The following is a 16,511-nucleotide window of genomic DNA, read 5'->3' on the forward strand; positions in this document are numbered from 1 at the left end:
TTCAGCAGGAGTCGAGAACCATGGCCCAGGTCCAGCGCATGTCACGTTTGTTGGTCAAGACACTGCGTGACGACCCGGCGGACGCGGAGACGCTCAGCCACAAGCTCCTCGTCCGCGCCGGCTACGTCCGCCGCAACGCGGCCGGCATCTGGAGCTGGCTGCCGCTCGGCAAGAAGGTGCTCGACAACGTCTCCCGCGTGGTGCGCGAGGAGATGGACGCCATCGGCGCCCAGGAGGTGCTGCTCCCCGCCCTGCTGCCCAAGGAGCCGTACGAGGCCTCCGCGCGCTGGGAGGAGTACGGCGACCTGCTGTTCCGGCTCAAGGACCGCAAGGGCGGCGAGTACCTGCTCGGCCCGACGCACGAGGAGATCTTCACCCTCGTGGTCAAGGACCAGGTCTCGTCGTACAAGGACCTGCCGGTGATGCTGTACCAGATCCAGACCAAGTACCGGGACGAGGCGCGTCCCCGGTCCGGCGTGCTGCGCGGCCGCGAGTTCCAGATGAAGGACTCCTACTCCTTCGACACCACCGACGAGGGCCTCGCCGAGTCCTACCGGCTGCACCGCGAGGCCTACCAGAAGATCTTCGCGCGCCTCGGCCTGGACTACCGGATCGTCTCCGCCGTCTCCGGCGCGATGGGCGGCTCCGCCTCCGAGGAGTTCCTGGCCCCGGCCGCGGCCGGCGAGGACACCTTCGTGGACTGCCCCCACTGCGACTACGCCGCCAACACCGAGGCCGTCACGTTCGCGCTGACGCCGGTCGAGGGCGCGGAACACCCGGCCGTCGAAGAGCTCGACACCCCCGGCACCCCGACCATCGAGAGCCTCGCCGAACTGCTCGGCGTACCGGCCTCGGCGACGCTGAAGAACCTGCTGGTGAAGGTCGACGGCGAGATCGTCGCCGTGGGTGTGCCCGGGAACCGGGAGGTGGACCTCGGCAAGCTCGGCGAGCACCTGGCGCCGGCCGTCGTGGAGCTGGTCACCGCCGAGGACTTCGAGGGCCGCCCCGACCTCGTGCGCGGCTACGTCGGCCCGCAGGGCCTGGAGAAGGTGCGCTACCTCGCCGACCCGCGGATCGCGCCGGGCACGTCCTGGATCACCGGCGCCAACAAGCAGGACACGCACGCCAGGAACGTCGTCTGCGGACGGGACTTCGAGGTCGACCAGTACCTCGACGTGGTCGTCGTCGAGGAGGGTGACCCCTGCCCCAAGTGCGGGACCGGACTGAAGCTGGACCGCGCCATCGAGATCGGCCACATCTTCCAGCTCGGCCGCAAGTACGCGGACACCTTCCAGCTCGACGTGCTGGGCCAGAACGGCAAGCCGGTGCGGGTGACGATGGGTTCGTACGGCATCGGCGTCTCGCGCGCGGTCGCGGCGCTGGCCGAGCAGCACGCGGACGAGCAGGGGCTGTACTGGCCCAAGGAGATCGCCCCGGCCGACGTTCACGTCGTGGCCGCGGGCAAGGCGCTGCAGACGGAACTGGCGCTCGACGTGTCCGAGAAGCTGGCGGCGGCGGGGGTGCGGGTACTCGTGGACGAGCGGCCCGGGGTCTCGCCCGGCGTCAAGTTCACGGACGCGGAACTGATCGGCGTGCCGCAGATCCTGGTGGCGGGGCGGCGCGCGGCGGAAGGCGTGGTCGAGCTCAAGGACCGCCGCACGGGCGAACGCGAGGAACTGACGGTGGAAGAGGCCATCGCCCGCCTGTCCGCCTAGTAGTGCTTCGTTACGTGGAGTGATCTCGGCTGATCGTGGGCAGCTTCCTGGAGTGAGGTTGGGGGAGGTGGAACGGCTCCGGGGCGAGTTGGCGGAGTTCGTTGCCGATGTGTTCGGGTCGTTTCCGCGGCGGGATCAGCGGCGGTGGGGCGAGTGCTATCTGCGAGGCTTGATGCTCGACGGCCGGCGCAAGTCCATCCAGCCGATGGCCGAGCGTCTGCCGGACGGGAACATGCAGGCCCTGCAGCAGTTCGTGAACCAGTCGCCGTGGGATCCGTTACCGGTCAGGCGGCGGATCGCCGAGTGGTTGTGCGAGGCCATCCGCCCTGAGGTGTGGGTGATCGACGACGTGTCGTTCCCCAAGTGCGGCAAGGCGTCGGTCGGGGTGGCCCGCCAGTACTGCGGAGCGGTCGGCAAGCGGGCGAACTGCCAGGTCGCGGTCAGTGTCCATGCCGCCACCGACACCGCCTCGTGCCCGTTGGAGTGGCAGTTGTATCTGCCGCGTGAGTGGACGGACGAGCCGGACCGGTGCCGCAGGGCAGGAGTCCCCGACGAGGTGGTGCACCGGGAGAAGTGGCGCCTGGCGCTCGGCCTGCTGGACACGCTCGCCCAGTGGCGGCTGAAGGCTCCGGTCGTGGTCGCCGACGCCGGCTACGGCGTCAGCACCCTGTTCCGGCTCGGCCTCCAGACGCGAGGGCTGTCCTATGTCCTGGCCCTGAACGGGAAGGAAGTCGCCCACCCCGAGGATGCCGAGCCGCACCAGCCTGCTTATGGCGGGCTCGGACCACCCACCCTTCCCCGCTACCGCACCCCACCACAAGCCGTCTGCGTCCTCGCCGCACAGGCGGGTGCGGAGCGGTTCACCGAGGTGACCTGGAGGCAGGGCAGCAAAGACGCGATGACCTCACGGTTCGCGGTCCTGACAGTACGGCCCGCGGGCAAGCAGTCCCTGGCCGCGGCTCAGGAGGCCGGCGGCGGCCGCAACCGGTGGGACGGCGTCCTGCCCGTCCAGACGCTCCTCATCGAGTGGCCGGACGGCCAGGACACCCCGACGGACTACTGGATATCGAACCTGCCCGCCACCACACCCGTCACCGACCTGGTGCGGTGGGCCAAGATGCGCCGGCGGATCGAGCACGACTACCGCGAGCTCAAGCACGGCCTCGGACTGGACCACTTCGAGGGCCGCACCTGGCGCGGCTGGCACCACCACGTCACCCTCGTCACCGCCGCCCAGGCCTTCCTCACCCTCCGGCGGCACGACCCAAAAGCCCACACACCGGCCTGACCCTCTACCAAGTCCTCGACGTTCTTCAGGACCTGCTGAGGTGCTGGACCGGTACCTGCACCACCTGCGGACGACCCCTGCCCAGCCCACGAACCCGCCGCAGACAGCCCAGAACCTAACGAAGCACTACTAGGGCCTCTCGTTCGGATCATTCCGGCGTCGCGGGGTCCGGCAGGCGCCTGTGCGGCGTTGTCGTCGGTTGCCGGGGCTCCGCCCTGGCGCCCTCCTCCGCCTTGCAGCCGCACGCACCGGACCCCGCTCGGGTCGGTCGAAGACGCACCGCGCCTCCCGGCCGGCCTGATCCAGACGAAAGACCCCAGGGGTTCGGGGGTTCCAGCGCTCGCGCAGTTCCCCGCGCCTCTGATCAGAGGCGCGGTGCTGTGTCGATATGCGGCTCCGCCGCATGGGCGCGAGAAGCCCCACCCACCCGCACGCCCGGGGTGAAAGGGGCAGCGCCCCTTGAAGGGACGACGGGGGTCCCCTGCTCGAACGTAGTTGAGAGCTTGAGGGAGGGCAGAGGCGGCGGGGCGAACGCAACCGGGCGAACCCCGCCCTCACAACCACCCCGCGAACTCCAGCAGGACCTCCGCGTCGCGAGGGCGCCCCACGCGGCGCGCCCGCACCCCGGACACCACCGCCCGGAACAACGTCCACCCCCGCACCCGCTCCTGGTCGAGCTCCAACGACTCCGCCAGCCGCCGCACCCGCCGCCGCGTCGTCGACGCCCCCGTCGGCGCCGCGACCAGGTCCTCCACCCGGTCCCGCACCAACCGCGCCAGGTCGAACGCGCACTCACCCACCACCGGGTCCGGCCCCACCGCCAGCCACGGCATCCGCTCCCCGGCCAGCACCTTGCTCTGCCGGAACGTCCCGTGCAGCAACCGCCCTTCCGGTTCCGACGCGAGCAGCTCCTCCCGCACCGCGAGCGCCGCGTCCACCAGCGGCCGTACGTCGGGCTCCGCCTCGGCGGCCGCCCGCATCGCCTCCGCCTGCCGCCCCGTCCGCCCGGCCACCGTCTCGAACGCATGCCCGGCCGGCGGTTCGACCCACAGCCGCCGCAGCGTCCCGGCCGCCTCCAGCAGCGCCTTCGCCTCCGGCAACGACCGCACGGACATCTCGGGATGCAGCCGTTCCAGCAGCAGCACGCCCTCGTCGCCGGCCCTGCCCGAGTCACCGGCGCCACTCGCGCCGCCCGCGTCGAGCAGCCGTACCGCCCCGAACCCGTCCCACCGCACCAGCGCGGCACGCTCGGCGCCGGGCCGCGCGGACGCCGGCGCGAGCTTCAGCACCGCGGGACTGCCGTCCGCCCTCCGCACCAGTACGACCAGGCCGCTGCGGCCACTGGGCCGGTGCACCCGCTCCACCGTCAACCCGCGTAGAGCGACGGCCCGCCGCAGCAGTTCGGGAAGTTCGCGGAGCCAGGCGTCGGCCCCGTCCCGACGGGTCTCGGCGAGCGCCCGCACCAGCCGCGGCGGCGGTTCGAAGACCATGCGCGAGTCGTTCCCTTCCAGGTCTGTTCCCCGCGGGTCTATCCCCGCGGCGTCATCGAGGCGCCCGGACCGGCCGCCGCCCGTTCGGCGAGACCAGGGAAGGCTACGCTCTCCCCGTTCCAGCGCACCGCGCGTACCGCGGCCTCCCGCAGCGCCTCGGCGGCGTCCCCGCGCCGCGCGCCCGTGGCGGCCCGTACGAGGTCGGAGTAGACACCCGAGATCCGCCGCTCCAGCTCGGCGGCGAGGCGGACCGCGGCGGCCGGGTCCGCCACGGCGAACGGGAGCGCGTACCCGGCGGCCGCGGCGCGTGGGGTGGCGCCGAGGTCGCGCACGGCGCGCACGAGCCGGTCCCGGCGGGCCCGGTGCGCGTTGTACGCCTCCTGCGCCTCCGTACGCCGGTCGTGCCCGACCCTGCCCCCGACCACCCCGTACCCGTAGACGGCCGCGTGCTCGGCGGCGAGGGCGGCCTGCAGCGCCTTCAACTCCGCGCCGTTATCGCCGTTCCCGTCCTTCTCGCCGTTTCCGGCCGACGGCGTGGGCGTACTCCCGCTGCGCACGGTCATTCCCTCTCCTCCGTACCGGAGGCCGACCCGGCGTCCGGCCCCGGCTTCGGCTCCGGCTTCGTCAGAAGATATGCGTGGGCGGCGCCGGCCGCCGCCACGGAGGCCAGCAGGCGGGCCGTCTCACCGGGGAGTCCGGCGAGGGCGGCGATCCGCCGGTCGGCCAGCTTCCGCTCGGCGGCGGCGAGCCCGGCCAGCGCCGCGGCGGGATCGGCGGGCACGGTGTCCCGGGCGGAGGGGGCCCCGGAGGGCGAGTCGGACGCGGGCGAGGACGCCGGGGTGGAGACGGGGTCCGACGCGGACGCCGAAGCGGAAGCCGAGGCCGAAGCAGCCGACGCCGGCACCCCACCGCCGAACGCCCTTGCGTGCCGCACCACTTCGGCCCGCAGCGGACGCAACCGCTCCGCCAGCCCCGGATGCGCCGCGCCCACCGCGTCGTACCGCTCCACGAGCCGTTCGCTGTCGCGGGCGGCACGCACGCGTACCCGGTCCTCGGCCGACGCCCCGCGGCCCCCGGAACCGGTCCCGTCGGGGTCGCCGGAACACCCCACGAGCAGCACGGCACCCGCGGCCGAGGCGATCAGGGTCCTTCGGCGCGGCCCCGGGGCGGCGCGCGACGGCAGGGGGAACGGCACGGTAGACGTCCTCGGTGGCCTCGTACGAGCTCGTACGACGGTACGAGCGGGGGAACGAACAGGCGTCCGCCCGTCGAACGGGCGGGCCCGCCCGCGATCACCGTACCCGGGGGTGCCCGGGGCCCGCGCCACCGGTTGCGCCGCACGCGCGGCACAGCGCGCCGGAGGCGCCCCGGCGGCCTCGCGGGGCGGTCGGCCGGGCGGTGCGGGTGGACGGCAACACCTCCCGGGACCGGATACGCTTTGCCCTGACACACGCCCTTCCACAACAGCACACGCGGCCGAGGAGTCACCCGGATGAGCACCACCCAGAGCGAGAGGCTGCGAGAACTTCTGGAACCGCTCGTGACCTCCCAGGGCCTCGATCTCGAGGAGATCGACGTGGCGTCCGTGGGCCGCCGGCGTGTGCTGCGCGTCGTGGTGGACTCCGACACCGGCGCGGATCTGGACCGGGTCGCCGACGTGAGCCGCGCACTCTCGGCGAAGCTGGACGAGACCGACGCGATGGGGGCGGGGGAGTACACCCTCGAGGTCGGCACCCCGGGCGCGGAGCGCGCCCTCACCGAGCACCGGCACTACGTGCGTGCCGTCGACCGCCTCGTCCGCTTCCAGTTGGAGGAGGGCGGCGAACTGGTCGCGCGCGTCCTCCGGGTCGACGACGAGGGCCTGGACCTCGAGGTCCCCGGGGTGAAGGGGCGCAAGGCCACCACCCGCAGACTCGCCTTCCCGGACATCGCCAGGGCGCGGGTCCAGGTCGAGTTCAACCGCAAGAACAAGAACGACGCCGAGAACGACACCGTGAACGACGCTGAGAACGAGGAGGAGGCGTAGCCATGGACATCGACATGAGTGCCCTGCGGGGCCTGGTGCGGGAGAAGGAGATCTCCTTCGACCTGCTGGTCGAGGCGATCGAGTCGGCCCTCCTCATCGCCTACCACCGCACCGACGGGAGCCGCCGCCACGCGCGCGTGGAGCTCAACCGGGACAGCGGTCATGTGACCGTGTGGGCGAAGGAGGACCCCGAGGACCTCGAGGAGGGCCAGGAGGCCCGCGAGTTCGACGACACCCCGTCCGGGTTCGGCCGCATCGCCGCCACCACCGCCAAGCAGGTGATCCTGCAGCGGCTGCGGGACGCGGAGGACGACGCCACGCTCGGCGAGTACGCCGGGCGCGAGGGCGACATCGTGACGGGTGTGGTGCAGCAGGGCCGCGACCCGAAGAACGTGCTCGTCGACATCGGCCGGCTGGAGGCCATCCTGCCGGTGCAGGAGCAGGTGCCGGGCGAGAGCTATCAGCACGGCATGCGACTGCGCTCGTACGTCGTCCGGGTGGCCAAGGGTGTGCGCGGGCCGTCGGTGACGCTGTCCCGTACACATCCCAATCTGGTGAAGAAGTTGTTCGCCCTGGAGGTGCCGGAGATCGCCGACGGTTCGGTCGAGATCGCGGCGATCGCCCGGGAGGCCGGCCACCGTACGAAGATCGCGGTGCGCTCCACCCGTTCGGGGCTCAACGCCAAGGGCGCGTGCATCGGGCCGATGGGCGGCCGGGTGCGCAACGTGATGGGCGAGCTGAACGGCGAGAAGATCGACATCGTCGACTGGTCGGACGACCCGGCGGAGATGGTGGCCAACGCGCTGTCCCCGGCGCGGGTGTCCAAGGTCGACGTGGTCGACCTCGCGGCGCGGTCGGCGCGCGTGACGGTGCCGGACTACCAGCTCTCGCTGGCGATCGGCAAGGAAGGGCAGAACGCGCGACTGGCGGCGCGGCTGACGGGGTGGCGCATCGACATCCGCCCCGACACGGAACCGGCCCCGGACTCCCGGGACTCCCGGGACTCCCGGGACTCCCGGGACTCCCGGGGCTGAGGGCGACCCGGGCGCGGCCCGGACGGGCCCGCACGAGACGGCGGGCCGGGAATGAATCCCGGCCCGCAGCCGCTCAGATCACGTCATGTTGCAACGCGGCAAGTGTTCGATTCTTGCCCCAAAGGGGTGAGGTCGCCGCGGGGAGGTAGACTTCATAGTGTCTGGCCGGACGCACGTCCGCGCATGCCCTGAGCGCACCTGTGTGGGGTGCCGGGAGCGAGCGGCCAAGATCGAACTGCTGCGCACCGTGGCGGTCGAGGGCGAATGCGTCCCCGATCCGCGCGGTACGCTGCCCGGCCGGGGCGCATACGTGCATCCCGCACCGGCCTGTCTCGATCTGGCGGTCCGCCGCCGGGTCCTCCCGCGGGCGCTACGCGTCCCGGGGCCGCTCGACACAATGGCGTTGCGCCGATACGTCGAGCAGGCGGACAGTTGCTGAGCAGGCAACACGGTAAGACGTGCCGTACGGAACCCCGTACGGCCAGGTACCTCGCGAGTCGAAAGCAGGTCGAGATTGCGATGAGCACTCGATGAGTACGCGATGAGTACGCCCATGAACTAGCGACGGTCCGGACGCAACCCGGACCTCAAAGGAGCGAAGTGGCTAAGGTCCGGGTCTACGAACTCGCCAAGGAGTTCGGCGTGGAGAGCAAGGTCGTCATGGCCAAGCTCCAGGAACTCGGTGAATTCGTCCGATCGGCGTCTTCGACGATCGAGGCGCCCGTAGTGCGCAAACTGACAGATGCCTTCCAGCAGGGCGGTGGCAACGGCAAGTCCGGCGCCCGCCCCGCACCCCGTAAGGCTGCCCCCAGGCCCGCCGCGCCGTCCCCGGCGCAGGCTGCGGGCACCTCCGCCGGCCCCAGGCCGACGGGAGACCGTTCGGCTGCCCCGAAGCCGGGAGCGCCCAGGCCGCCCGCGGCCGAGCGCCCCGCACCCCCGGCGGCGTCCGCGCCGACCCCGGGTCCGCGTCCGGCGCCCAGCCCCAAGCCGGCCCCCGCGGCGCCCGCGCCGCGTCCGGCGCCGGCCACCCCGACGACACCGGAGTTCCAGGCTCCGCCGTCGGCTCCCGCCGGGCCCCGCCCCGGCGCCCGTCCCGCGCCCAAGCCCGGCTCCCGTCCGGCAGCGCCCGGTCAGGGCCAGGGCCAGGGTCAGGGGCAGGGCCAGGGTCGTCCGGCGGGTCAGGGACAGCGCCCCGGTGGCGCCGCCCCGCGTCCCGGCGGCCGCGCGGCCGGTCCGCGTCCTGGTAACAACCCGTTCACCTCCGGCGGTTCCACCGGCATGGGGCGCCCCGCGCCCCGTCCGCAGGGCGGCCCGCGTCCCGGCGGCCCGGGTGCCCCCGGTGCCGGTCCTCGTCCGCAGTCCCCCGGCGGCCAGGGCGGTCCCCGTCCGCAGGCTCCGGGCGGCTCCCGTCCGAGCCCGGGCGGCATGCCCCGTCCGCAGGGCGGTGCCCCCCGTCCGGGCGGTCCCCGTCCGAACCCGGGCATGATGCCGCAGCGTCCCGCTGCCGGCCCGCGTCCTGGCGGTGGTGGCGGCGGCGGTCGTGGCCCCGGTGGCGGCGGTCGTCCCGGTGGTGGCGGCGGCGGTCGTCCGGGTGGCGGCGGTTTCGCCGGTCGTCCCGGTGGCGGTGGCGGCTTCGCCGGTCGTCCGGGTGCTCCGGGTGCCGGTGGTGGCGGCGGCTTCGCCGGCCGTCCCGGTGGCGGCGGTGGCCGTCCCGGCTTCGGCGGTCGTCCGGGTGGTCCCGGTGGCCGTGGTGGCACGCAGGGCGCCTTCGGTCGTCCCGGCGGTCCCGCGCGTCGTGGCCGCAAGTCGAAGCGGCAGAGGCGCCAGGAGTACGAGGCCATGCAGGCCCCGTCGGTCGGCGGCGTGATGCTGCCTCGCGGCAACGGACAGACCGTCCGCCTGTCGCGCGGTGCGTCCCTCACCGACTTCGCGGAGAAGATCAACGCCAACCCGGCGTCGCTCGTCGCCGTGATGATGAACCTCGGCGAGATGGTCACTGCCACGCAGTCCGTCTCCGACGAGACCCTCCAGCTGCTCGCCGGCGAGATGAACTACGTCATCGAGATCGTCAGCCCGGAGGAGGAGGACCGCGAGCTGCTCGAGTCCTTCGACATCGAGTTCGGAGAGGACGAGGGCGGCGAGGAAGCACTCGTCGCGCGTCCGCCGGTCGTGACCGTCATGGGTCACGTCGACCACGGCAAGACCCGACTGCTGGACACCATCCGCAAGACGAACGTCGTCGCGGGCGAGGCCGGCGGTATCACGCAGCACATCGGTGCGTACCAGGTCGCCACCCAGGTCAACGACGAAGAGCGCAGGATCACCTTCATCGACACCCCGGGTCACGAGGCGTTCACCGCCATGCGTGCCCGTGGTGCGAAGTCGACCGACATCGCGATCCTGGTCGTCGCGGCCAACGACGGTGTCATGCCGCAGACGGTCGAGGCGCTCAACCACGCCAAGGCGGCCGACGTCCCGATCGTCGTCGCGGTCAACAAGATCGACGTCGAGGGTGCCGACCCGACCAAGGTGCGCGGTCAGCTCACCGAGTACGGGCTGGTGGCCGAGGAGTACGGCGGCGACACCATGTTCGTCGACATCTCCGCCAAGCAGGGCCTCAACATCGAGAGCCTGCTGGAGGCCGTGGTCCTCACCGCGGACGCCTCGCTCGACCTGCGGGCCAACCCGGAGCAGGACGCGCAGGGCATCGCGATCGAGTCCCACCTGGACCGTGGCCGCGGCGCCGTCGCGACCGTCCTGGTCCAGCGCGGCACCCTGCGGGTCGGCGACACCATGGTGGTCGGCGACGCGTACGGCCGTGTCCGGGCGATGCTCGACGACAAGGGCGAGAACGTGGAGGAGGCGGGTCCCTCGACCCCGGTCCTCGTCCTCGGTCTCACCAACGTCCCGGGTGCCGGTGACAACTTCCTCGTCGTCGACGAGGACCGCACGGCCCGGCAGATCGCCGAGAAGCGCGCGGCGCGCGAGCGCAACGCCAACTTCGCCCGCCGTGGCGTCCGGTTCTCCCTGGAGAACCTGGACGAGGCCCTCAAGGCCGGTCTGGTGCAGGAACTCAACCTCATCATCAAGGGCGACGCGTCCGGTTCGGTGGAGGCCCTCGAGTCCTCGCTGCTCCAGCTCGACGTCGGCGAAGAGGTCGACATCCGTGTCCTGCACCGCGGTGTGGGTGCGGTCACCGAGTCGGACATCGACCTGGCGACCGGATCCGACGCGATCGTCATCGGCTTCAACGTCCGGGCGGCCGGCCGTGCCGCTCAGATGGCGGAGCGCGAAGGCGTGGACGTCCGGTACTACTCGGTCATCTACCAGGCGATCGAAGAGGTCGAGGCGGCCCTGAAGGGCATGCTGAAGCCGGAGTACGAGGAGGTCGAGCTCGGCACGGCGGAGATCCGCGAGGTCTTCAAGTCGTCCAAGCTGGGCAACATCGCCGGTGTCCTGGTCCGCTCCGGAGAGGTCAAGCGCAACACCAAGGCGCGCCTCCTCCGCGACGGCAAGGTCATCGCGGAGAACCTCAACATCTCCGGTCTGCGTCGCTTCAAGGACGATGTCACCGAGATCCGCGAAGGGTTCGAGGGCGGTATCAACCTCGGAAACTACAACGACATCAAGGTCGACGACGTCATCGCGACGTACGAGATGCGAGAGAAGCCGCGCTCGTAGGCACGACGGCGGCTCCACCGGTTCCCCGCGTCCCCGAAAGGGGGCGCGGGGAACCGCGCGAGCGGCGGCGACGCACTCGCACGGACGCCTGTGCCCGCACCGCCCCCGGGTGACCGACGGGGGCGCGGCTTTCGGGGACGGCCGCCCTTCGACGGACGGCAGGGCGTGGGCGGCGGGGCGCCGGGGCGAAAAACCCCGGCCGCCGCCGGCCAGGACAGGTACCGTGCTGGGGTCCGGCCGATCACCGGCCCGGCCTTCCGATCCCGCGCCGGCGGGTCATCCGGCAGCACACATGTATGTGGGGACCCTGTCCTTCGACCTCCTCCTCGGTGACGTCCACTCGCTGAAGGAAAAACGCGCCGTCGTCCGCCCCATCGTGGCCGAACTCCAGCGCAAGCACGCCGTGAGCGCGGCCGAGGTCGACCACCTCGACCTGCACCGCAGAGCCGGCATCGGCCTCGCGGTGGTCTCCGGCGACGCCACCCACCTCACCGATGTACTCGACCGGTGCGAACGGCTCGTCGCCGCCCGCCCGGAAGTGGAGCTGCTGTCCGTGCGCCGGCGCTTCCACGGCGAGGACGACGACTGAACCGGTCATCCGCGTTCACTCGCGACAAGAACACGAAGAAACACGAAGAACGGGAGACGGACCAGTGGCCGACAACGCGCGGGCGAAAAGGCTGGCGGACCTCATCCGAGAGGTGGTGGCCCAGAAGCTGCAGCGCGGGATCAAGGACCCGCGGCTCGGCTCGCACGTCACCATCACGGACACCCGGGTCACCGGGGACCTGCGGGAGGCGACCGTCTTCTACACGGTGTACGGCGACGACGAGGAGCGCCAGGCCGCCGCGGCGGGTCTGGAGAGCGCCAAGGGCATCCTGCGCTCCGAGGTCGGCAAGGCGGCCGGGGTGAAGTTCACGCCCACCCTCGCCTTCGTCGCGGACGCCCTGCCCGACACCGCCAAGACCATCGAGGACCTCCTCGACAAGGCACGGGCCTCGGACGAGAAGGTGCGCGAGTCGGCCACCGGCGCCCAGTACGCCGGTGAGCCCGACCCCTACCGCAAGCCCGACTCCGAGGACACCGACGAGACGGACGACACCACCGAATGACCCAGCAGCACACCACGCCCGACGGCCTCGTCATCGTCGACAAGCCGTCGGGCTTCACCTCGCACGACGTCGTCGCCAAGATGCGCGGCATCGCCCGGACCCGCCGCGTCGGCCACGCGGGCACCCTCGACCCCATGGCGACGGGCGTGCTCGTCCTCGGCGTCGAGCGGGCCACCAAGCTCCTCGGCCACCTCGCGCTGACCGAGAAGGAATACCTCGGCACCGTCCGGCTCGGCCAGAGCACCCTCACCGACGACGCCGAGGGCGACCTCACGGCGTCCACGGACGCCTCCGGGATCACCCGGGAGGCCGTCGAAGCCGGTGTCGCCGCGCTGACGGGCGACATCATGCAGGTCCCCTCCAAGGTGAGCGCCATCAAGATCAACGGCGTGCGCTCCTACAAGAGGGCCCGCGACGGCGAGGAGTTCGACATCCCGGCCCGCCCGGTGACGGTCTCGTCCTTCGCCGTGCACGACGTACGGGACGCGGTCGCCGAGAACGGCACGCCGGTGCTCGACCTGGTGGTGTCCGTCGTCTGCTCCTCCGGCACCTACATCCGGGCCCTCGCCCGTGACCTGGGCGCCGGCCTCGGCGTCGGCGGCCACCTCACCGCACTGCGCCGGACGCGCGTGGGGCCGTACCGGATCGACGCGGCCCACACGCTGGAGCAGTTGCAGAAGGAGCTGACCGTGCTGCCGCTCGCCGACGCGGCCACCGCCGCGTTCCCGCGCTGGGACCTCGACGAGCGCCGCACCAGGCTGGCCGTCAACGGCGTACGCCTGGAGATGCCGGGCGAGTACGCCGGCGCCGGCCCCGTGGCGGTCTTCGACCCGGTGGGGCGCTTCGTGGCTCTGGTGGAGGAACAGAAGGGCAAGGCGAAGAGCCTGGCGATGTTCGGCTGACGGGCGACGGCTGAGAGCCGAGGCCGACGGGCCGAGAGCTGACGCCTGACGCCTGACGTCCGACGCCTGGTGCCAGGGGTCGTCGCTGACGGCCGGTGTGGCTTCAGTACCGGCCTGTGCCTCGGCCTCCGCCCCGGCCTCCGCCTCGGCCGCCGTCCGAGGCTCGTCCGTGGAGCGGCGATCACGTAGGCGTACCTCGTGATCGCCGCTCCACGGTCCCCCTCGGTTCCCCCTCACCAAGGTGTATCCGTCCGTGCGCGATCCGTCACCCCTTCGGGCGGGCGCTCGGAGTGAACCAGGGGAGTGGAAGGGGGCGCGTTCGCTCCGAACGGTGTTCTGCCGATCACCGCCCGCCTACCGTCGGGGGCGAACGCACGGCGGGAGGTACGACGAACATGGCGGCACGGGACGGCGCCCTCATCGGGCTCCACGCCCCGGCGCCCACCGCGGATGTCCTCGTACAGATCTTCGATCCGGCCGGGCGGCCGCGGGGCACCGGCTTCGCCGTGGACCACGAGGGCACGCTCGTCACCAGCCACGAGGCGGTCGACGGCCCGTCCCGACTGTTCCTGCGGGCCGGCGGCGCCACCGCCGAGGTCACCGGCGCGGCGATCACCCCACTGCCACGGCTCGGCCTCGCCCTCCTGCGCGCCCGGGAGCTGCGCCCGCGTCCGCTGCCGGTGGCCGCCCGCAGGGAGATCGACCGGGGTGCCTACGTCCGGATCGCCGCCGGGGGTTGGCGCGAGGCACGCGTCCTCGGCACGGCCACCGCCACGTACACGGCGTCGGAGGGCCCTCAACTCCTCGACGGCGCGCTGGAACTCGCCATCGGCACGGCGGGCACCGACGCGCTGCGCCCCGGCGGGGGAGCGGCAGGCGGACCCGTGCTCGACCCGGCGACCGGCGCCGTCCTCGGCGTCCTCGGCACCGCCCTGCACACCGCGCACCGGACGGCGGGGTTCGCGGTGCCGCTGCCCGGCGCGGGCGGCCCGCTCGCCGCACTCCTCGCCCGCAACGCGGCGACCGTACCGGCGTACGGGGCGGACCTGAACCTCGCGGGTGCGGCACGACTGACGGCGGCCGCGTCGGAGGCGCGGACCCCCGCGGTGGGCCCGGAGCGGGTGCCGCGCGCGGAGGCCGCCCGGTACCTGGAGGCCTTCGCGGACGGCGGGGCGGGGGCGGCCGGTGCCGCCGGCGTACTGGCCCTGGTCGGACCCCCGGGCAGCGGGCGTACGACCGAACTCGCCGCGCTGGCCGCCCACCGTGCCGCCGGACCCGAACCGTCCCCCACGCTGTGGCTGCGCGGATCCGACCTGCGCGCCGCCGACTCCTCGGTGTCCGCCGCGGCGTCCCGCGCGCTGACCGGGGTTCCTGTGGGGCCCGGTGTCACCGGGATGCCTGGGATGCCTGGGACGTCCGGGGCGCCCGAAGCGGGCACGCCGTGCGTCGACGATCTGCGACCGGAGAGGCCGGCCCGGGTCGCCCGCGAGGGCGGTCGCCCCCTGCTGCTCCTCCTGGACGCGCCGGAGGAGATGCCGGACGTGTTGGCCGAGCGGCTGCCGCAGTGGGCGGCGGCGACGGCCGAGTGGCTGACGGCCACCGGCACCCGCCTGATCCTGGCCTGCCGCCCCGAGTACTGGGAACGGCTGGGGGCCGAGTTCCCCGAGGCGCTGCTGTACGGGCGGGTGACACCCCGGGGTCGGCCCCTGCCGTCCCTCCCTCCGTGCGTGGCCCTCGGCGACCTCACCCCCGACGAGGCCCGTCTCGCCGGTTCCCGGTACGGCATTCCCGACACCGCCCTCGCCCCCGCAGACGCCCGGCACCCGCTCACCCTGCGCCTCCTCGCCGAAGTACGGGCGGAGTTCGGGGAGTCCGGGGAGTCCGGCGAGTTCGAGGCGCCCGCGGGTCGCCCCGACCGGCACGAGGTCCTCTCCGCCCACCTGGACCTCGTCTGCCTCCGCATCGCCATCCGCGTCGCCGCCCGACTCGCCGCCCCCGGCCACCCGCGCGGCACGGCCGTACGCCGGCTCGCCGCCCGGGTGGCCGGCCAGGTGCACGCGGCGGCGCGGCGCTGCCTCGGCCCCGGCCAGGGCGCGCTGGACCGGGCCTCCTTCGACCTGCTGTTCTCCGGGCCGGCCACCGCGCGCCCCGGTGCCGGCCGCGACACTGGCGACTGGGGCCCCGCCGTACTGGCCGAGGGCCTGTTCGTCCCCACGGGCGACGGCCACCGCTTCGCCCACGAGGAACTCGGCGACTGGCTCCAGGGCCAGCACCTGGACGTGGAGGCCGCGCTGGACGCCCTCGTGCTCCGCGGGGCGTCGTACTCGGCGGCCTCCGGGACCGAGTGGTACGGCGCGGCACAGCGTCCGGCGGGCGGGCCGGCGGCGTCACCGCCCGTGCCGCCCGCCCCCTCCGTGCCGCCTCACCGCATCGGCCCGGTCGTGGAGGCGCTGCTGCTCCTCGCCCGCGACCGCGGCACCGCCGAACTCACCTACCGGCTCGGCCGGTTGGTCGATGCCCTGGAAGTGCTGATGCCCGCGGAGCCGCCCGCGTCCGGCGTCTGTCCGCCTCCGGGCACCCCACTCTGGTGGGCCGTCCGCCTGCTCACCGGGACCCTGCTCCGGGTGCCGGACGCCACCCCGTACACAGGCGTGCTCGACCGGCTCGCCCGGCGCGTCCTCGCCCGGTACGCCCAAGCACGGCCCGTGCCGCCCGAGTTCGGGCCCGCTCTGTGGGAGGCCGTCCGCCTGCGGCCCGCCGAACGGTTCGACCTGCTGCGCCGCCTGGTCGTCACGGACCCGGCCCCGGGGGCTCCCGGGACCCCCGCGTGCCCCCGCTTCCTGGACGCCGCCGCGCGGCTGCTGGCGGCCGACCCCGTCGCCGTACAGCCGCAGCTCACCCGCTGGTTCGAGGACGACCGCCCGCTGCCCGCGACCCCGCACGCGACCGTGGCCACGGCCGCCCAGGCCCTGCTCCACACGCACCGCCACCGCGCTCTCGACCACCTGACCGAGGCCCTGGCCGACAGCGCCCACCCGCGCGGCGACGAACTCCTCGCCGTTCTCGCCGAGGAGGAACCGTCCGCCGTGCGACGCGCCGTCGAACGCTGGGCGCGCGACGAACGCCCCGAGCGCCGGGCGGCGGCGGTGCGCTACGCGCCGCACGCCCGCACGCGGGAGGCCGGCCGGGCCCTGCCGCACCGCACGTCCCCCGCCCTTCCGGCCGGGGCGGCCACCCGGTGACCGTGCCCACGCTCCGGGCAT

13 protein-coding genes are annotated in these 16,511 nt (G+C 73.4%); 10 read left to right on the plus strand and 3 right to left on the minus strand.

The window, feature by feature from the left end:
* Positions 1 to 20 precede the first annotated feature (20 nt).
* Complete coding sequence (locus QFZ64_RS25375; RefSeq protein WP_307069465.1) at positions 21 to 1,715, plus strand: proline--tRNA ligase; 1,695 nt, start codon at positions 21 to 23, stop codon at positions 1,713 to 1,715.
* Positions 1,716 to 1,767: 52 nt separating this feature from the next.
* Positions 1,768 to 3,003: an IS701 family transposase gene (locus QFZ64_RS25380; RefSeq protein ID WP_307069466.1), complete on the plus strand. Its 1,236-nt coding sequence runs from the start codon at positions 1,768 to 1,770 to the stop codon at positions 3,001 to 3,003.
* A 554-nt stretch (positions 3,004 to 3,557) separates the two neighbouring features.
* Here QFZ64_RS25380 and QFZ64_RS25385 read toward each other — a convergent pair.
* The 3 genes from QFZ64_RS25385 to QFZ64_RS25395 are packed head-to-tail and all read right to left on the minus strand — an operon-like array spanning position 3,558 to position 5,688.
* A complete protein-coding gene (locus tag QFZ64_RS25385; RefSeq protein WP_307069468.1) occupies positions 3,558 to 4,493 on the minus strand; it encodes an aminoglycoside phosphotransferase family protein in 936 nt (311 codons plus the stop codon).
* Positions 4,494 to 4,531: 38 nt separating this feature from the next.
* Positions 4,532 to 5,056 carry a ferritin-like domain-containing protein gene (locus QFZ64_RS25390; RefSeq protein ID WP_307069470.1) on the minus strand — a complete coding sequence of 175 codons (525 nt, stop codon included), beginning with the start codon at positions 5,054 to 5,056 and terminating at the stop codon, positions 4,532 to 4,534.
* Positions 5,053 to 5,688, minus strand: coding sequence for a hypothetical protein (locus QFZ64_RS25395; protein ID WP_307069472.1), 636 nt, complete (start codon positions 5,686 to 5,688; stop codon positions 5,053 to 5,055). Before QFZ64_RS25395 ends, QFZ64_RS25390 begins: the two co-directional genes overlap by 4 nt.
* Before the next feature lie 297 nt (positions 5,689 to 5,985).
* Here QFZ64_RS25395 and rimP point away from each other — a divergent pair, with 297 nt between their 5' ends.
* The 8 genes from rimP (at position 5,986) to QFZ64_RS25435 (ending at position 16,490) form a co-directional block, all read left to right on the plus strand.
* Positions 5,986 to 6,519: a ribosome maturation factor RimP gene (gene rimP / locus QFZ64_RS25400; RefSeq protein ID WP_307069474.1), complete on the plus strand. Its 534-nt coding sequence runs from the start codon at positions 5,986 to 5,988 to the stop codon at positions 6,517 to 6,519.
* A 2-nt stretch (positions 6,520 to 6,521) separates the two neighbouring features.
* Positions 6,522 to 7,553 carry a transcription termination factor NusA gene (gene nusA / locus QFZ64_RS25405; RefSeq protein WP_307069476.1) on the plus strand — a complete coding sequence of 344 codons (1,032 nt, stop codon included), beginning with the start codon at positions 6,522 to 6,524 and terminating at the stop codon, positions 7,551 to 7,553.
* 157 nt (positions 7,554 to 7,710) lie between these two features.
* The gene (locus QFZ64_RS25410; RefSeq protein ID WP_307069478.1) at positions 7,711 to 7,992 is read left to right on the plus strand and encodes a YlxR family protein; all 282 of its coding nucleotides are present in this window, start codon (positions 7,711 to 7,713) and stop codon (positions 7,990 to 7,992) included.
* Positions 7,993 to 8,153: 161 nt separating this feature from the next.
* Positions 8,154 to 11,234 carry a translation initiation factor IF-2 gene (gene infB / locus QFZ64_RS25415; RefSeq protein ID WP_307069480.1) on the plus strand — a complete coding sequence of 1,027 codons (3,081 nt, stop codon included), beginning with the start codon at positions 8,154 to 8,156 and terminating at the stop codon, positions 11,232 to 11,234.
* A 292-nt stretch (positions 11,235 to 11,526) separates the two neighbouring features.
* A complete protein-coding gene (locus QFZ64_RS25420) occupies positions 11,527 to 11,823 on the plus strand; it encodes a DUF503 domain-containing protein (RefSeq protein ID WP_307069482.1) in 297 nt (98 codons plus the stop codon).
* A 64-nt stretch (positions 11,824 to 11,887) separates the two neighbouring features.
* The gene (gene rbfA, locus QFZ64_RS25425; RefSeq protein WP_307069484.1) at positions 11,888 to 12,346 is read left to right on the plus strand and encodes a 30S ribosome-binding factor RbfA; all 459 of its coding nucleotides are present in this window, start codon (positions 11,888 to 11,890) and stop codon (positions 12,344 to 12,346) included.
* Positions 12,343 to 13,248: a tRNA pseudouridine(55) synthase TruB gene (gene truB, locus QFZ64_RS25430; RefSeq protein ID WP_307069486.1), complete on the plus strand. Its 906-nt coding sequence runs from the start codon at positions 12,343 to 12,345 to the stop codon at positions 13,246 to 13,248. Before rbfA ends, truB begins: the two co-directional genes overlap by 4 nt.
* A gap of 395 nt (positions 13,249 to 13,643) precedes the next feature.
* The gene (locus QFZ64_RS25435; protein WP_373430662.1) at positions 13,644 to 16,490 is read left to right on the plus strand and encodes a trypsin-like peptidase domain-containing protein; all 2,847 of its coding nucleotides are present in this window, start codon (positions 13,644 to 13,646) and stop codon (positions 16,488 to 16,490) included.
* The last annotated feature ends 21 nt before the right edge of the window (positions 16,491 to 16,511 follow it).

This window comes from Streptomyces sp. B3I8 (assembly GCF_030816915.1).
GTDB lineage: Bacteria > Actinomycetota > Actinomycetes > Streptomycetales > Streptomycetaceae > Streptomyces.

Bases quoted from the DNA above. Each gene is read 5' to 3' on its own strand.
- QFZ64_RS25390 (WP_307069470.1), bottom strand. From the start codon at position 5,056: ATGACCGTGCGCAGCGGGAGTACGCCCACGCCGTCGGCCGGAAACGGC.
- nusA (WP_307069476.1), top strand. From the start codon at position 6,522: ATGGACATCGACATGAGTGCCCTGCGGGGCCTGGTGCGGGAGAAGGAG.
- QFZ64_RS25420 (WP_307069482.1), top strand. From the start codon at position 11,527: ATGTATGTGGGGACCCTGTCCTTCGACCTCCTCCTCGGTGACGTCCAC.
- QFZ64_RS25375 (WP_307069465.1), top strand. From the start codon at position 21: ATGGCCCAGGTCCAGCGCATGTCACGTTTGTTGGTCAAGACACTGCGT.
- rimP (WP_307069474.1), top strand. From the start codon at position 5,986: ATGAGCACCACCCAGAGCGAGAGGCTGCGAGAACTTCTGGAACCGCTC.
- QFZ64_RS25435 (WP_373430662.1), top strand. From the start codon at position 13,644: ATGGCGGCACGGGACGGCGCCCTCATCGGGCTCCACGCCCCGGCGCCC.
- truB (WP_307069486.1), top strand. From the start codon at position 12,343: ATGACCCAGCAGCACACCACGCCCGACGGCCTCGTCATCGTCGACAAG.
- QFZ64_RS25385 (WP_307069468.1), bottom strand. From the start codon at position 4,493: ATGGTCTTCGAACCGCCGCCGCGGCTGGTGCGGGCGCTCGCCGAGACC.